The 15,649-nt window shown below is 69.3% G+C and carries 13 protein-coding genes; 6 read left to right on the top strand and 7 right to left on the bottom strand.

Going from position 1 to position 15,649, the window contains the following annotated elements; genetic code table 11:
- Window positions 1-10 precede the first annotated feature (10 nt).
- On the bottom strand, window positions 11-850 hold the full coding sequence (locus tag ACFV88_RS09725; protein ID WP_385487901.1) for a serine hydrolase domain-containing protein: 840 nt from the start codon (window positions 848-850) through the stop codon (window positions 11-13).
- Window positions 851-1,164: 314 nt separating this feature from the next.
- Between ACFV88_RS09725 and ACFV88_RS09730 the strand changes: the two genes are divergently transcribed.
- Window positions 1,165-1,638 carry a MerR family transcriptional regulator gene (locus ACFV88_RS09730; protein ID WP_385488020.1) on the top strand — a complete coding sequence of 158 codons (474 nt, stop codon included), beginning with the start codon at window positions 1,165-1,167 and terminating at the stop codon, window positions 1,636-1,638.
- Window positions 1,635-2,645 (top strand): aldo/keto reductase, encoded by a 1,011-nt coding sequence (locus ACFV88_RS09735; protein ID WP_385487903.1) that lies wholly within the window; start codon window positions 1,635-1,637, stop codon window positions 2,643-2,645. Before ACFV88_RS09730 ends, ACFV88_RS09735 begins: the two co-directional genes overlap by 4 nt.
- A gap of 188 nt (window positions 2,646-2,833) precedes the next feature.
- Here ACFV88_RS09735 and ACFV88_RS09740 read toward each other — a convergent pair whose 3' ends face one another.
- The 5 genes from ACFV88_RS09740 to ACFV88_RS09760 all read right to left on the bottom strand — a co-directional run bounded on the left by ACFV88_RS09740 (window position 2,834) and on the right by ACFV88_RS09760 (window position 8,524).
- Complete coding sequence (locus ACFV88_RS09740; RefSeq protein WP_385488023.1) at window positions 2,834-3,895, bottom strand: alpha/beta hydrolase; 1,062 nt, start codon at window positions 3,893-3,895, stop codon at window positions 2,834-2,836.
- 294 nt (window positions 3,896-4,189) lie between these two features.
- Window positions 4,190-4,867 (bottom strand): response regulator, encoded by a 678-nt coding sequence (locus ACFV88_RS09745; RefSeq protein WP_385487905.1) that lies wholly within the window; start codon window positions 4,865-4,867, stop codon window positions 4,190-4,192.
- Window positions 4,852-6,267, bottom strand: a complete 1,416-nt coding sequence (locus ACFV88_RS09750; protein WP_385487907.1) for a sensor histidine kinase — start codon at window positions 6,265-6,267, stop codon at window positions 4,852-4,854. The genes ACFV88_RS09745 and ACFV88_RS09750 overlap by 16 nt, the downstream gene beginning before the upstream one ends.
- Before the next feature lie 103 nt (window positions 6,268-6,370).
- Complete coding sequence (locus tag ACFV88_RS09755) at window positions 6,371-7,237, bottom strand: DUF4429 domain-containing protein (protein WP_385487909.1); 867 nt, start codon at window positions 7,235-7,237, stop codon at window positions 6,371-6,373.
- A gap of 75 nt (window positions 7,238-7,312) precedes the next feature.
- Entirely contained in the window at window positions 7,313-8,524 is a 1,212-nt protein-coding gene (locus tag ACFV88_RS09760; RefSeq protein ID WP_385487911.1) for an alpha/beta hydrolase, read from the bottom strand.
- 1,037 nt (window positions 8,525-9,561) lie between these two features.
- Between ACFV88_RS09760 and ACFV88_RS09765 the strand changes: the two genes are divergently transcribed.
- Complete coding sequence (locus ACFV88_RS09765; protein WP_385487913.1) at window positions 9,562-10,035, top strand: peptidase inhibitor family I36 protein; 474 nt, start codon at window positions 9,562-9,564, stop codon at window positions 10,033-10,035.
- 167 nt (window positions 10,036-10,202) lie between these two features.
- Here the strand turns inward: ACFV88_RS09765 and aceE are convergent, their stop codons facing one another.
- Complete coding sequence (gene aceE / locus ACFV88_RS09770) at window positions 10,203-12,950, bottom strand: pyruvate dehydrogenase (acetyl-transferring), homodimeric type (RefSeq protein ID WP_385487915.1); 2,748 nt, start codon at window positions 12,948-12,950, stop codon at window positions 10,203-10,205.
- Between the two features lie 588 nt (window positions 12,951-13,538).
- Here aceE and ACFV88_RS09775 point away from each other — a divergent pair.
- From ACFV88_RS09775 to ACFV88_RS09785, 3 genes are all read left to right on the top strand, one after another.
- Window positions 13,539-13,976 (top strand): DUF3052 domain-containing protein, encoded by a 438-nt coding sequence (locus ACFV88_RS09775; protein WP_385488027.1) that lies wholly within the window; start codon window positions 13,539-13,541, stop codon window positions 13,974-13,976.
- 432 nt (window positions 13,977-14,408) lie between these two features.
- Window positions 14,409-14,867 carry a peroxiredoxin gene (locus ACFV88_RS09780; RefSeq protein ID WP_385487917.1) on the top strand — a complete coding sequence of 153 codons (459 nt, stop codon included), beginning with the start codon at window positions 14,409-14,411 and terminating at the stop codon, window positions 14,865-14,867.
- 113 nt (window positions 14,868-14,980) lie between these two features.
- A complete protein-coding gene (locus ACFV88_RS09785) occupies window positions 14,981-15,556 on the top strand; it encodes a TerD family protein (RefSeq protein WP_385487919.1) in 576 nt (191 codons plus the stop codon).
- Window positions 15,557-15,649: the final 93 nt, after the last annotated feature.

A 15,649-nucleotide genomic window follows, 5' to 3' on the forward strand; every position in this document is an offset into this window, starting at 1 on the left:
TGTGGCTCGATCAGAGCTCGGCGAGTACCGCATCGGTCAGCTTGGGCCACACCTCCACGGCCCACGGTCCGAACGCCCGGTCCGTGAGCGCGACGCAGGCCGCCCCGGTGCCCCGGCCGTCCGCCCATCGCGCATCCGGGTCCACCCACAGGAACGTGCCCGCCTGTCCGAAGTGCCCGAACGTCCGCGGTGACGACGAACTACCCGTCCAATGCGGTGACTTGGCGTCCCGGACTTCGAACCCGAGCCCCCAGTCGTTCGGGTTCTGGTGCCCGTACCCCGGCAGCACCCCCTTGGTCCCCGGGTACTGCACGGTCATCGCCTCCGCCACCGTTCGCGGATCGAGCAGCCTGGGCGCCTGCACCTCCGCCGCGAACCGCACCAGGTCGTCGACCGTCGACACCCCGTCCTTCGCTGCCGAGCCGTCACCCCCCAACGTGGTGCCCACCATCCCCAACGGCTCCTGCACCGCCTGCCGCAGGTACTCCCCGAACGGCATCTCGGCCGCCTTCGCCACGTGATCGGCCAGCACTTCGAAGCCGGCGTTCGAGTAGAGCCGACGTACCCCGGGCTCCGCCACCACCTTGTGCTCGTCGAACGCCAGCCCACTGGTGTGGGCGAGCAGGTGCCGCACGGTGGCGCCGGCCGGCCCCGCGGGCTCGTCCAGCTCCACCGCACCTTCCTCGTACGCCACGAGGACCGCGTACGCTGTCAACGGCTTGGTCACCGAGGCCAGCGCGAACCGGTGACCGGTGGCACCGAAGGTCCCCGCCAACTCGCCGTTCGACCGCACCACGGCTCCAGCGGCAGCCGGCACCGGCCACCCTTCCATCAACCCAAGGCTCTGCATCCTTCGAGCCTATCCACCCCGTGGACCGCCCCTCTCGCCTGCCCTTCTCCCGACCTCCGCGGCCCCCGCACGCCCTCCTGTTCCGTCTGGCGCTTGCTTGGAGTGCACTCCAAGGTCCTAGCGTTGAGGGCATGACGGTGACGGACACGGTGACCCAGACCTCTCTCGCCCCCACTCCCGGGTGGATCGGCTCGGACGACTCCTCCGGATCTTCCGGCCCCCTGGACGGCAAGGGCCCCGTCCGTTCGGTGGGTGCCGGCCTCGCAGGCGCCGAGGGAACGGACACGGCCGACCCGAACGGCCCGACGGATTCGATCGCCCCGACCACGGATGCAGGACGTTCCTGTACCGCTGATCCCGCCCCGCACCCCCGCCCCACCGGGCAGGACCTCTACACCATCAGCGAGGTCGCCGCCTTCACCGGCCTCTCCGCCCACACCCTGCGCTGGTACGAGCGGATCGGCCTGATGCCGCACATCGACCGCTCCCACGCCGGCCAACGTCGCTACCGCAACCAGGATCTGGACTGGCTCGACCTGGTCGGCAAGCTCCGCCTCACCGGCATGCCGGTCGCCGACATGGTCCGCTTCGCCGAACTCGTCCGCGGCGGGGACGAGACCTTCTCCGAGCGTCGACTGCTCCTGGAAGCAACCCGCCGTGAGGTCCTGGCCCGCATCGCCGAACTCCACGGCACCCTCGCCGTCCTCAATCACAAGATCGACTACTACGCCTCTGCTTCTTCTGCTTCCCCCACCTCCTCCGTCTCCGAAGGGACCTCCTCCCGATGACTCCCCTGACCACCACCCGCCTCGGCACCCACGGCCCCGTGGTCGGCGCCCAAGGACTCGGTTGCATGGGCATGAGCTTCGCCTACGGGCCCACCGACGCTCAGGAAGCCCGGGCGACCCTGGAACGCGCCCTGGAACTCGGCGTCACCCTCTACGACACCGCCGACGTCTACGGCGACGGGGACAACGAACGCTTCCTCGCCCCCTTCCTCAAGGCCCACCGCGACGACATCCTCGTCGCCACGAAGTTCGCCCTGTCGATCAACCCCGACGACCCGACCGGGCGGCACGTCAACAACGACCCTTCCTACATCCGTGCCGCCGTCGACGCGAGCCTCCAGCGTCTCGGCACCGACTCCATCGACCTCTACTACATGCACCGCCGCGACCCGGCCGTCCCGATCGAGGAATCGGTCGGGGCCATGGCCGAACTCGTCCAGGCCGGCAAGGTCAAACACCTCGGGCTCAGCGAGGTCACCGGCTCGGAACTGAGGGCGGCCCACGCCGTCCACCCGATAGCCGCCCTACAGTCCGAGTGGTCCCTGTTCAGCAGGGACATCGAACAGGGCGTCGTCCCCGCTGCCGCGGATCTCGGTGTCGCCCTCGTGCCCTACTCGCCCCTGGGCCGCGGATTCCTCACGGGTTCCTTCGTGAACGCCGACAGCGACCTCAGCGCCCAGGACTTCCGCCGTCTGCAACCTCGCTTCACCGGGGCCAACGCCACCGCCAACGCCGGCCTCCTGGAGCCGATTCGCGCTGTCGCCGACGCCCGTGACGTCACACCCGCGCAGATCGCCCTCGCCTGGGTCCACCAGCGGGCCGATGCCCACGGCCTGCCCGTGATCCCCATTCCCGGCACCCGCTCCCGCCGTCGGGTCGAGGAGAACACCGCCGCGACCCGCGTCACGCTCACCGCCGAGGAACTGTCCCTCCTTGAGCCCATCGCCGCACGGGTCTCGGGCGACCGCTACGCCGATATGTCCTTCACCTCGGCGAACCGCGCGTAGCGGTTCCGCGCCTCGGTCTCGATCGTTGGAGGGGTGCGCTGCTCCGAGCTTGGCCCGGTCGAGCAGCAGACCCGCCCCGGGGCGGCGGCCATGTCCCTGCTGTGAACGGCCCCGTCGGCGTTCCTCTGTCGAATCCACCCGCTTTGCCTTCGGTCATCGGAAGGTCTTCTGTCCCAGCAGAGCTCTGATCACGATGCCTCGCGGTCCGTCGGAGGACGCCCGGTGACCGTACCGCTTCCCGTGGCGATCTCGGCGAACGCCCGCAGGGACTCCGTGTTCGGAGCGAAGTAGCCCGTGTGCCCTTCCACCTGCCCGGTGGGAACGCGTAGTGCTCCGAACGAGGGGTCAACCGGGTCCCTGCCGTGTCCGAGCCCGAGGAATTCGACGTTCGGCACCTTCCTGATCCAGTCGCTGTCGTCCCTCGCGGCCCAGACCCGAGCGCGGGTCCGCAAGTCGGCGACGCTATCGGCCCACAGCCCGGGCGAACCCAACACCACCAACTCCGAGGCGGCCAGTCCCGAAGCGGCCAGCCCACAGACCACCGAGCCGTTGCTGTGGCAGAAGACGACGGGTCTCGGGGCGCCGTCCACGGTGGGGAGTGCGGTCACGAAGCGGTTCAGCCGGGGCGCTCCCGCTGCCGCGAGCCGTGCGGTGGCCGCGTCCGGGCCGAGACCCGTCGGGGTGGTGTAGCCGACCCAGGCGATCACCGCGATGCCGTTGCCCGCAGCCCGGTGCAGCGACCGCGCCATCCCGGAGGGCGTGCTGTACGCGTCACGGCTCCGGTCGAACGTACTCAGGCCGTTGTCGGAGCCCGGCACGATCACAGAGACGTGGCGGGCCCTGCCGAGGTCTCCGTGGACCTCCGCCAGCTGTCCGCGTCCTCGCGGGTCGAATGCCAGGATCTGCCGCCCCGGCGTGAGCAGAGCGGAGTACCGGGCCGCGAGTTCCCTCGCCCGCGCTCTGCCAGCTGGTGGGACAGTCGGGTTCACGGAGCGCACCCGCTGTTCCGAGTGCTCGAGCCGCAGAGCACGGGCGTTCGCCTCGTACCGCAGGGAGACCGGCGCACCGTCGAGGTTCCCCACCACGCCGGATACTCGGTCGGCCCGCCACGCGGTGATGCCCGGAGGCGGCCCCGTCAGGGGCATCTGCCCCTTCTCCAGGGTCCACCCCACTGTGCCCGCCATGGCCGTGAGGACGAGCAGGGCCGCCACCAGGACCCGCCACCCACGCTCCTGATACAGCGCCCGCATCCGGAGCGAGGTGCGGGCCGGTCGACCCGCACCGGGCTTCTTCCCTCGTCGCATCGGCATCACCTGTGCGACCAGCCAACTCCTCCGACGTGTAGGTGACTCCACGCTCATCTCCGTTGTCCCTTCGTCCGACTGCCTGACGAGGGGAAAGGTACGAAGGTGAGAACGGGCGACACATCACACTGCGGTGCCAAGCCTTGGCTCATACCGGGGTATGAGGCCGCCGTACCCCGGTGCGGCGCGGCAGCACTTGGGTCCGCTGGGCCCACTGTCGCACCGCGCTGACGTGCCGTACTACGACTCTCCGGGCGTGACGAGACCGGACTCGTAGGCGAAGACCACGGCCTGTGCCCTGTCCCGCAGATTCAGCTTGGCCAGCACCCGACCGATGTGGGTCTTGACCGTTTGTTCGGCGAGGACGAGACGTCCCGCGATCTCCTGGTTGGACAGCCCCCGCGCGATCAGGCCCAGCACCTCGGTCTCGCGCGGGGTCAAACCGTTCAGTGCGAGCGAGCGCTCCCTGCGGGAGCTGGTCTTCCGCTCCGCGAACTCGGCGATCAACTTGCGTGTCACCGAAGGAGCGAGCAGGGCGTCGCCGCCTGCCACGATCCGCACGGCGGAGATGAGGTCGGCCGGCGGTGCGTCCTTGAGGAGGAAGCCCGAAGCCCCGGCGCGTAGGGCCTCGAAGATGTAGTCGTCCGCGTCGAAGGTCGTGAGCATGAGCACTTTGGGCCGGTGCACCACGCCGGGAGGCGGGTCCAGAAGGGTGCGGGTGGCCGTCAGGCCGTCCATCTCGGGCATGCGGACGTCCATGAGGACGAGGTCCGGGTGGGTGGTGCGGCTGAGGGTCACGCCGTCCTTGCCGTTCGGGGCCTCGCCCACGACGTCGATGTCGCTCTGCGCTGCCAGGAGTGCGGCGAATCCCGCTCTGACCATGGCCTGGTCGTCGACGATGATCACGCGGATGGCCATGTGCGGCAGGGCTCCTCGGGGTTGGCTGCGGAGGTCGACGAAGGCTCTGGCGGTGAGGCGGTGGTGCCGCGGGGCTCGGCGACGGGCAGACGAGCGGCCACGCGGAAGCCCCCGTCGGGCAGGGGGCCGACGTCGAGTGTGCCGCCCACCAACCTGACGCGTTCCGCCATGCCCCTGAGCCCGTGCCCTGTCGAGCCGAGCTCCAGCGGTACGGCTCGCCGGGGTGCGGGTCGGTTCACGACGACGACGGTCAGATGGTCACCGTCAGTGGAAATGAGCACTTCGGTGCGTGCCCCGGGCGCGTGCCGCACGACGTTGGCCAGCGCTTCCTGCACGATGCGGTACGCGGACAGCTCGACGACCGGGGAGAGTCGGGTCAGGAACTTGACGAGGGTGATCTCAGGCAGCGACAACACGACCGGAACGCCGGCGCGCACGGTCGCGTCGGCCAGCTGCCGCAGCCGGTCGAGGCCGGGTTGGGGAACTCGTTCGCCCGCCGCGTCCTCGCTACGCAGGACGGACAGGAGCCGTCGCATTTCGCCCAGGGACTCGCGTGCTCCCGCCGCGATCGACTCGAATTCCCGCACCGTTTCCGGAGAAAGATCCGGCAACCGGTAGGCGGCGGAGTCGGCCTGCACGGTGATCACGGACATGTGGTGGGCGACCACATCGTGCAACTCGCGGGCGATTCGCGCCCGTTCCTCCAGGAGGGTGCGCTGAAAACGCTCCGCCTCGTTGATGGTCTCCTGTTCCGCGAGTTTGTGTTGTGCTTCCCGACGCTCCTTCACCAGGGTCCCGAGGAGCAGGACCCCGCCGCTGAGGGCGATCGTCACGGCACTCGTGCTGTGGCTGCCGGGGGAGTTGTACTCGGTGAGCACCGCTGTCGCGGCGAGGGTCGCCAGCCAGACGGCGCCGAGCGTGCGTCGACCCTCCCGCTGGGAGAGCGCGACGCAGAGGGCGAGGTAGCCGATGATGATCGTGGGCGTCCAGGGCGCCGGTCTGGACTCGGTCGAACCGATCGCCGCCACTGCACCGGTCACGTCTGCGACCGCGATGATCCCCCACGCACGCAGGGGCCGTGTCACGGCGAGGATGAGGGGACCGGCCTGTGCCACCGCAAGGAGGATGGCGAGCCCGACGCCGATGGCGTAGTGGTTGGTGAGGAGGTGGGCGGTGACCGGCAGCAGGATCGCCACCAGGGCGAGCGCGACGAGAGGGGGTAACCGTCGGACCCATGCGCGGGGCGAGTCCGCCAGTAACGCTCGGGGGCGCTCCGGGGGAGCGGTGAGCAGGGAACCGGTGTGGCGCAGCCCGTCCATGACGAGGACAACGGACCGCCGCCCCGGTGCGGGCCCCGGCCCGTGTCCTGATGGTTGGGGGGACGTGGGTGTGGTGCTCATGTCCCGCTCAGCGTAGGCAAGGGTGGACGACCGTGCCGTCATACCGAGGGGCTGGAACCCCTCTCATACCTAGGTATGAGAGGGAGGAGGGCCAGCAGCGCGGTCAGAGCTCGGCGAGCAACTCGGCCTTCTTGGAGTGGAACTCCTCGTCGGTGATGAGACCGGCCTGGTGCAGTTCGCCGAGATGCCGGATGCGGTCGGCGATGTCAGCGGGGTCCCTGCCGCCCGACGGGGAGTGCTGAGCGGGCACCGACACCACCGGTCCCGCCGAGCGCACTGCGGCCAGGACCGAGGCGGCGAACGGCAGGGACTCGTGAACGGGTCCGTACCCGAGGCCGAACACGACCGCTGCGGGGTCCTGGTCGGCCTGCCCGGTCGGCCCGGGTTCATCGCGACGCAGGAGTCGTAGGTGGCCTTCGAAGAGTTCGGGGGAACGCCACTCGACGCCACTGAGGTCGGCCACCGCGAACTTCTGGTCGCCGGCCTTCCACTTGGTCGAGGACGCGCCCGTCCACGACCAACGGTACGAGACGGCCGTTCCGTCGAAGGCCGCCTTGCCGTCGTACGCCTTGAACGTGAGGGGTGGTGCGGGAGGGGCCACCAGGTAGCGGCCGGCGGAACGGACGGGGCTGTCGCGTGCGAGGAGCGGGCGCAGTTCGTCGGCGTAGTACTCGGCGAGCGTCGCACGCTCCACCGGGAGCACCAGTCGGTAGGGGTCGGAGGCCTCCTTCAATTGCCCGGCGGCCGCGTCCATCAGCGGGTCGGCCCCGGGGCGGGGCACGGCGTGCAGGACGACGGTGCCGCGTCTACCCGGGGTCAACGTGACCGCGGTGATCGCCTCGTGTGGGACACGGCGCTCGACGAGCGCCTGGAAGAGTTTGGGCGTGCGTATCCCCCGTTCGAAGCGGATGTGCACGGAGTCGGACGCGAACTCCCAAGCGGCGTGAAATCCGGCCAGTACATCACCCATGCGGGTCATCGTATGCGGCACGGACGCCCCCGTCCCGCCTGCGACGAGCCGCAGTTCTCCCGTTTTCTACGCGCGTCAGACCGTTGCGGCCGAGGACAGACCACTTCTGCAACTGTCATCCCGATCGGCACAGCGCAGCCCCAGGAAGGCGCCCACGCCGATCTCCGCGAAGTTGCTGAGGCTCTCGGTCCCGGGTTCGAAGTAGCCCGTGTGACCGTCCGCGCCGCTCGCGGACAACAGCCTCGCCCCGAACGCCCGGGAGAAGGGGTCGGCGCCGTGTCCGATGCCGCCCAGTTCCAGGTGGGGCACGTCTTCGATCCAGTCGTCACTGTCGCGCGTGGCCCAGATCCGGGCGCGAGTGTCGAGGTGGGACGCTCGATCGGCGCGCATTCCCGGGCTGCCGGCGACGGCGATGTCCGTCACGCGGGAGGGCAGGGCGGGCGCGGCGACGCCACACAGCACGGAACCGTAGCTGTGACAGTAGAGGGCGACTTCCGCCCTGCCGGGGAGCCCGCGCACCATCGCGTTGAGCCGGATCGCACCGCTCCTGGCCCGTATCGCCGTGGCCGCTTCGACGCCGAGCCCTTCGGGGGCGGTGTAGTCGGCCCAGGCGATCACCGCGGTGCGGGCCCCGGGTGCTGCGGCGCGTTCGGCGTCGTACAGGGCTCGGGCCATGCCCAGGGGCGTCGAGTGCGCCCGGTCGGGCCGTTCGAAGGTCACCAGACTGGTGTCGACGCCCGGGACGATGACGGAGACGCGCTGCGCGTGGGCGAGGTCGCCGAGGACCTCCGCGATCCGCCCGGCGCCGGTCGGGTCGAAGGCGAGTACGCGGCGGTCGGGGTGCATGAAGGCCGCGTAGCGGTGCATCCGACGTTCCGCCTGGCGCTGGCCCTCGGGCGAGAGACGGTCGTCGCGCACGCGCCGGGATTCCGCTTCGCGGGCGACGTCCAGGGCGGTGCGGTTGGCCCGGTAGCGCAGGGTGAGCGGGGCGCCGTTCATGTTGCCGACCACGAGCGGGTGGCGGTCGGCCAACCGGTCGCGTTGGTCGTTGGTCAGCGAGGCGAAGAACCGGGCGAGCTGCCGCGGGGACGTCTGGGGGTCGGGCAGTTCCCGCCCCTGGAGGTGTCCGTTCTCCCAGGCAGCCAGCGCGGCCTTGAGCGGTGAGCCACCGTCGCGTCGGCTGCTGTGGGCCGTCCAGCCGGTGGTCGTCAGCATGATGAAGACGACGCCCAGGGCGACCAGGGCGCGCCAGACGTCGAGTTGGGGGGATGCATCGGAGGAAGTCACTGCGGGACACCCTAGGAGACGCCCACACCCCCCTGGGCAATGCGTGACACAGATCACGTTTCCCTGGGCGGAATGCTGTTACGGGGTGGTGTCGTGAAGACCGTAGATCGCCTTGCTGGCCTTGGGTGTGGGTCTCGACGGGCGGAGATCGCACGGTCCGACGGTCGTGGGGCCTGACCTCGCGTGTCGGACGCGGACTCCTATTGACGCCGTCGAGGGCCCGTGGGCAGGGCGGTGCGCGGTGCCGCGGTGCGCTACTCGGCGGGTGGGCGCCCTGCCGGTCCGCCGCCAGTGCGGGAGTCGCTGCGTGCGGGTAGCGCTCGGTGAGATTCCTACTGGGCGATGTCGGTGTCCTGGTCCGCGGCCCAGGGCGTAAGCGTCTCGCCGTGCGCAGGCGTCGATTCGATCATCTGGTACGTGCGCATGCGGAGGGTGAGGGGCGCCGTGGCCCGATGCTCTCCCCGTCGGTGTGCCCGGCCGACGGGATGGCGCCGGCCTCGAAGCCGGGCAGTGTGCTGCCGGACGGCTGGACGGACGCCGAGTTGCCGCCGCTCGGTCCCGAAGGGCTCGACCGGGTGGCCGCGGCTGCCCAGGCGGGGTGCCGCACCGGCGTCGCCGGACCTCCCCGCGTGCTCCGCCGTGACGATCACCGAGGTCGCCTCCTCCGGAACGGGTCTCGCCTGCCTCGTCGCCCCGGGTGTCGGGTTCGCCGCGGGCTTCGTTGCGCTGCTGCCTGAGCAGGGCGCCCAAGCGGAGGCCGGCTGCGGCGCGGTGCACATCCGACGTCGATGCACATCCGGCGTCGGTTCACATCCAACGCCCCACCTCTGAAGGCGTGTTCGGTCCCGCGACGGTGTGGCCGAACGCGCGGCTCCGGCCTCCGGGAAATAGCCACCAACATCTGGGACGACTCAACAGTTCCCGAGCGGCGGGGATTTCGCCTGTCCGGGTGGCACATGCCCGGAGGGCTTCCTTCCGCTCCCCGCGACCGGCGATGGTTGCACCAAGTGATCAGTCCAACACGGGGGATGAACCACATGCGCTCCACCCTGCTCAGGTCCACCACCCTCGCGGTCGCCACCGCGGCGGTGCTCCTCGGTCCCGCTCACGCGGGCACCACCAGCGTGCCGACCGCCCGTCCGGCGAACCCGCCGGACCGCGTGGCGACCCAGCAACAGGCCGTTCCGAGCACCCAGCCCCGATCCACCGCAACGACCACCGCCACGACGCTCGGCCGCTGCGGACCGGGCGAGCTGTGCCTGTGGGCGAAGACCGACTTCAAGGGCACCCGGCTCACCTACGAACTGTCCGAGATCGACATCGAGAGTTGCGTCGCGCTGCCGGCGGGGGGCAGCGCGCAGGCCCTCGCCAATCGACTCGGACGCCCCGTCACCACCTACCAGTCCGCCGAGTGTGAGGAGACCGGAGAGTTCGACACCTATCCCGGGAACGGCACCTGGACCCCGCAGTCACCTCACCGCATCAGAGCGTTCAAGGTGTGGGAGAACTGACGGTCGGGACCGCCGGCCATCGGTACGGACGCCCGGACTCCCTACGGTCCCTGATCCCGCCCCGGACCGTAGGACGACCGAGCTACGGACCCCTGTCGGGCTTCTCGTGGGGCGCAGGAGGCAAGGGGGGCCTGCCCGCTGACCCGGTCTGACGCCCGCGAAAGAGCCTAGGCGTCGCCCCCGGCCGCACCCGGGTCGGCGGCAGCCACGTCCAACAGCTGGTACCGGTCGATCGCCTGCTTGAGGACTGACCGGTCCACCTTGCCCTCCCGTGCCAACTCGGTGAGCACGGCCACCACGATCGACTGCGCGTCGATGTGGAAGTAACGCCGTGCCGCACCCCGGGTGTCCGCGAAGCCGAATCCATCGGCCCCCAACGACTGATAGGTACCCGGCACCCAGCGCGCGATCTGGTCGGGAACGGATCGCATCCAGTCGGACACCGCGACGAACGGACCTTCGGCGCCCGACAGCTTCCGCGTCACGTACGGCACCAACTGTTCCTCCTGCGGGTGCAGCAGGTTGTGCCGCTCCACCTCGACCGCCTCCCGGCGGAGTTCGTTCCAGGAGGTCGCCGACCATACATCCGCCTTGACGTCCCACTCTTCGGCGAGGATCCGCTGGGCCTCCAACGCCCAGGGAACGGCGACGCCTGACGCCATGATCTGGGCCGGGAGCGAGCCGCGGTCACCCGCCCTCAGCCGGTACACACCCCGCAGGATGCCCTCGACATCGACGTTCTCCGGCTCGGCCGGGTGCTGGATCGGCTCGTTGTAGACGGTGAGGTAGTAGAAGACGTCCTCACCGGGCGAACCGTCCTCGGTCTCGCCGTACATCCTGCGCAGCCCGTCCCGCACGATGTGGGCGATCTCGTACGCGTAGGCCGGGTCGTAGGCCACGCAACCCGGGTTGGTGGAGGCAAGCAACTGCGAGTGGCCGTCAGCGTGTTGGAGGCCCTCGCCGGTCAGGGTCGTGCGCCCGGCGGTGGCTCCCAGGACGAACCCGCGTGCCAACTGGTCGGCCATCTGCCAGAACTGGTCACCGGTGCGCTGGAAACCGAACATCGAGTAGAAGACGTACACCGGGATGAGCGGTTCGCCATGAGTGGCATAGGTCGAACCCGCGGCGATGAGTGAGGCCGTGCAGCCCGCTTCGGAGATACCGTCATGCAGCATCTGCCCCGTGGGCGACTCCTTGTACGCGAGGAGCAGGTCCCTGTCCACCGACTCGTACTGCTGACCGAGCGGATTGTAGATCTTGGCGCTCGGGAAGAAGGAGTCCATACCGAACGTGCGGTACTCGTCCGGAGCGATCAGGACGAACCGCCTCCCGATCTCCTTGTCCCGCATCAGGTCCTTGAGCAGCCGCACGAAGGCCATCGTGGTGGCGATCGACTGATGACCGGACCCCTTCTTGCCGCTCGCGTAGGCCTTGTCGTCGGGCAGAGCCAGGGGCTTCGCTCGCACCACCCGCGACGGCACGTATCCACCGAGTGCCGTGCGGCGGTCGTGCATGTACTGGATCTCTTCCGAGTTGCGGCCCGGGTGGTAGTAGGGCGGCAGACCGTCGTCGAGTTGCCGGTCGCTGATCGGCAGGTGCAGCCGGTCGCGGAATCCCTTCAGATCGCCGACGGTGAGCTTCTTCATCTGGTGGGTCGCGTTGCGGCCCTCGAAATTGGGGCCCAGCGTCCATCCCTTGACCGTCTGCGCCAGGATCACCGTGGGCTGACCCTTGTGGGCCTTCGCCGCGGAGAAGGCAGCGTAGATCTTCCGGTGGTCGTGGCCGCCCCGGCCCAGGTGCAGGATCTGGTCGTCGGTCATGCTCGCGACCATCGCGCGCAGTCGGTGGTCGTCACCGAAGAAGTGGTCCCGGATGTACGCCCCCGTCTCCGTGGCGTAGGTCTGGAACTGCCCGTCGGGGGTGGTGTTCAACCGGTTCACCAGGATGCCGTCCCGGTCCTGGGCCAGCAGCGGGTCCCACGAGCGGTCCCAGACCAGTTTCACGACGTTCCAGCCGGCTCCCCGGAACTGGGACTCCAACTCCTGGATGATCTTGCCGTTGCCCCGGACCGGACCGTCCAGCCGCTGGAGGTTGCAGTTGATCACGAAGGTCAGGTTGTCCAGCCCCTCGCGAGCAGCGATGGACAGCTGGCCCAGCGACTCCGGCTCGTCCATCTCGCCGTCACCGAGGAAGGCCCACACGTGCGAGGACGAGGTGTCCGCGATGCCCCGGGCCTCCACGTACCTGTTCATGCGGGCCTGGAAGATCGCGCCGAGCGGTCCCAGCCCCATCGAGACCGTGGGAAACTCCCAGAAGTCCGGCATCAGTCGCGGGTGCGGATAGCTGGGCAGCCCGTCCGGGGCCTTCGACCGCTCCTGGCGGAACGCGTCGAGTTGGCGTTCGGAAAGTCGGTCGAGGAGGAACGCCCGTGCGTAGATCCCCGGCGAAGCGTGGCCCTGGAAGAAGATCTGGTCGCCGCCGTCGCCCTCGTCCTTGCCCCGGAAGAAGTGGTTGAAGCCCACGTCGTAGAGGGAAGCCGACGAAGCGAAGGTGGCGATGTGCCCGCCGACGCCGATCCCCGGGCGCTGGGCCCGCGACACCATCACCGCGGCGTTCCAACGAGTGGCGTTGAGGACCCTGCGCTCGATCTCCTCGTTGCCCGGGAAGAACGGCTCGTCCTTGGTGGCGATGGTGTTGACGTAGTCCGTGCTGCGCATTTCGGGCACAGCCACGCGCTTCTCGCGCGCCCGTTCGATGAGGCGGAGCATCAGGTAGCGGGCCCGTTCGTGGCCCCGTTCGTCGATGGCGGCGTCGAGCGAGTCGAGCCACTCCTGGGTCTCTTCGGGATCGAAATCGGGGACCTGACTCGGAAGGCCGCCAATGATGATCGGGTTGCGATCGAATCCGGAAGCCACGCTGTTCCTTCGCTGTCCGGTGGCACGGTCGTGGGACGTGCCACTTCTGGTGGGTGCGCCGTCTCCCATCGTGTACCTCGGGGTGGGAAACGTCATTCGTACCGAGAGGTAACCGGGACCTCGACTCGGCAAATGGGGCATGATCGTCTAAAACGTAACAATACGTCCACCGTGTGTCCGTCGATCCGGGTCGTTCGTCGGTGCCGTGTCCGTTCGGCCCTCGTGTGCCCGTATGGTTTGTCCGTGACGGACGGGCTGCGGGTGGTCGACCTCTGCCCGTTCCCTGACCCCCCGCTTCTGGAGCTTCACCGCATCCCTCGGTACTTCTCGGGAATTCTTCGAGGCTCCACCTACCCGGACTCCGGTTCGCGAAGCGGGCGAATAGGGCACACTGTCGTGGTGTGTGTCACTGATTGCCGCGATTTCGTATCGGAAGTTGCGGTGACACGGTCGGGAACGTCACCGTTTCGGCGGTCTCGACGGCCGGGTACTTGCGCGATCCGCCCCGCCCGTGTGGACTACGGCCAACGCCCCGCGCTGGCGCGAGGCCCATCAGGACAACATCCGAACATGATCAGGAGGCAAACGGTGAGCGCGACCGCGGACCACGCGGAGGAGCGGACGAACCCTGCCGCCAGGCTGGGGTTCCAGCCCGGGCAGGTGGTCCAGGAGATCGGCTACGACGACGATGTCGATCAGGAACTCCGCGAGGCCATTGAGGAGACCATCGGCAGCGACCTCGTCGACGAGGAGTACGACGATGTCGCCGATGTCGTAGTGCTGTGGTTCCGCGAGGACGACGGCGATCTGACGGACGCGCTGGTCGATGCCATTGGGCTGATCGACGACGGCGGCCAGGTCTGGCTGCTGACGCCCAAGACCGGCCGGGACAGCTACGTCGAACCCAGCGACATCAACGAGTCCGCGCAGACCGCGGGTCTTTCCCAGACCAAGAGCATCAGCGTGGCCAAGGACTGGACAGGGAGCCGCCTGGTCACGCCGAAGGCCGCAGCAAAGAAGCGCTGACACTGCGTTCCCGTGGGGGATCATCGCCCCACGGGAGCCCTACGCACTCCAGCGTGTGTCCCCGTCGACCCAGTCGGCGGGGACTTCGTCGCTTCCGAGGCGCTCCCGGGCCACTCCCGGGGCGTGCTCGGCGGGGGTTGTGGGGATCTCCCGGCCCTGCGAGGCCGCGCCGTGGGCGGCATCCGGGTACCCGGGCCCGTGCCCGACAGCCCCCGCCCCAGGCCCACGGACCGCACGATCTCCAAGCCCACGGACCACGTGGTGCGCACCCCCCCTTCCTCCCGGGCTCCCCGCAGCCTCCGCGGCCCGGCCGGCTCGCGGGATGGACACCGCCACGTTCCGGCGCGGTCTCCCCTGACACAGACCTGAGTGCTCGCGCTGCGTAGGGTGGTGGGCACCACCCGAACAGCCCCGCGAAGGGAATGCGTGACCATGGCGATTGAGGTCGGCACCAAGGCCCCGGACTTCGAGCTCAGGAACCAGCACGGGGAGACCGTGCGCCTGTCCGACTTCCGTGGTGAGAAGAACGTCGTCTTGCTCTTCTACCCGTTCGCCTTCACCGGGGTGTGCACGGGCGAGCTGTGCGCACTGCGCGACGAACTGCCGAAGTTCGTCAACGACGACGTCCAGCTGCTGGCGGTCTCCAACGACTCCCCGTTCAGCCTGCGCGTCTTCGCCGAGCAGGAGGGCCTCGAGTACCCCCTGCTGTCCGACTTCTGGCCGCACGGTGAAGCCTCGCGCGCGTACGGCGTCTTCGACGAGGGCAAGGGCTGCGCGGTCCGCGGCACCTTCGTCATCGACAAGGAGGGCGTCGTGCGCTGGACGATCGTGAACGGCCTGCCGGACGCCCGGGACCTGAACGACTACGTGAAGGCCCTCGACACCCTGTGATTCTTCGGGACCAACCCCTGCGGAGCACGGGAACCCGTCACTAGGATCGAAACGTTGATTCGATACCAGAGCACGACGGGGCTCCCCGCCCCTAGACACCATTGGGAGGACTTGTGGGAGTCAGCCTCAGCAAGGGCGGCAACGTATCGCTGACCAAGGAGGCGCCCGGCCTCACCGCGGTCGTGATCGGGCTGGGCTGGGACGTCCGCACCACCACGGGTACGGACTTCGACCTGGACGCCAGCGCCATCCTGACCAACACGGAGGGCAAGGTCACCAGCGACCAGAACTTCGTCTTCTTCAACAACCTGAAGAGTCAGGACGGCTCGGTCGAGCACACCGGTGACAACCTCACCGGTGAGGGCGAAGGCGACGACGAGCAGATCAAGGTGAACCTGGTCGCGGTCCCCGCGGACGTGGCCCGGGTCGTCTTCCCGGTCTCCATCTACGACGCCGAGAGCCGCCAGCAGTCCTTCGGCCAGGTCCGCAACGCGTTCATCCGAGTGGTGAACCAGGCGAACAACCAGGAGATCGCCCGTTACGACCTCTCCGAGGACGCCTCCACCGAGACCGCGATGGTCTTCGGCGAGCTGTACCGCAACGGTGCGGAGTGGAAGTTCCGCGCCATCGGCCAGGGCTACGCCTCTGGCCTGCGCGGCATCGCGCAGGACTTCGGCGTCAACGTCTGAGTCGGAGCACGACCGCCCGGTGCGACGCCCGCGCGGCGTCGCACCGGGTCGGGCAGGACAACAGCCCCCGGTCGGGGGCCCGGGGGGAGCACG

This window comes from Streptomyces sp. NPDC059816, from assembly GCF_042732055.1.
In the GTDB taxonomy this organism is placed as follows: Bacteria; Actinomycetota; Actinomycetes; order Streptomycetales; family Streptomycetaceae; genus Streptomyces.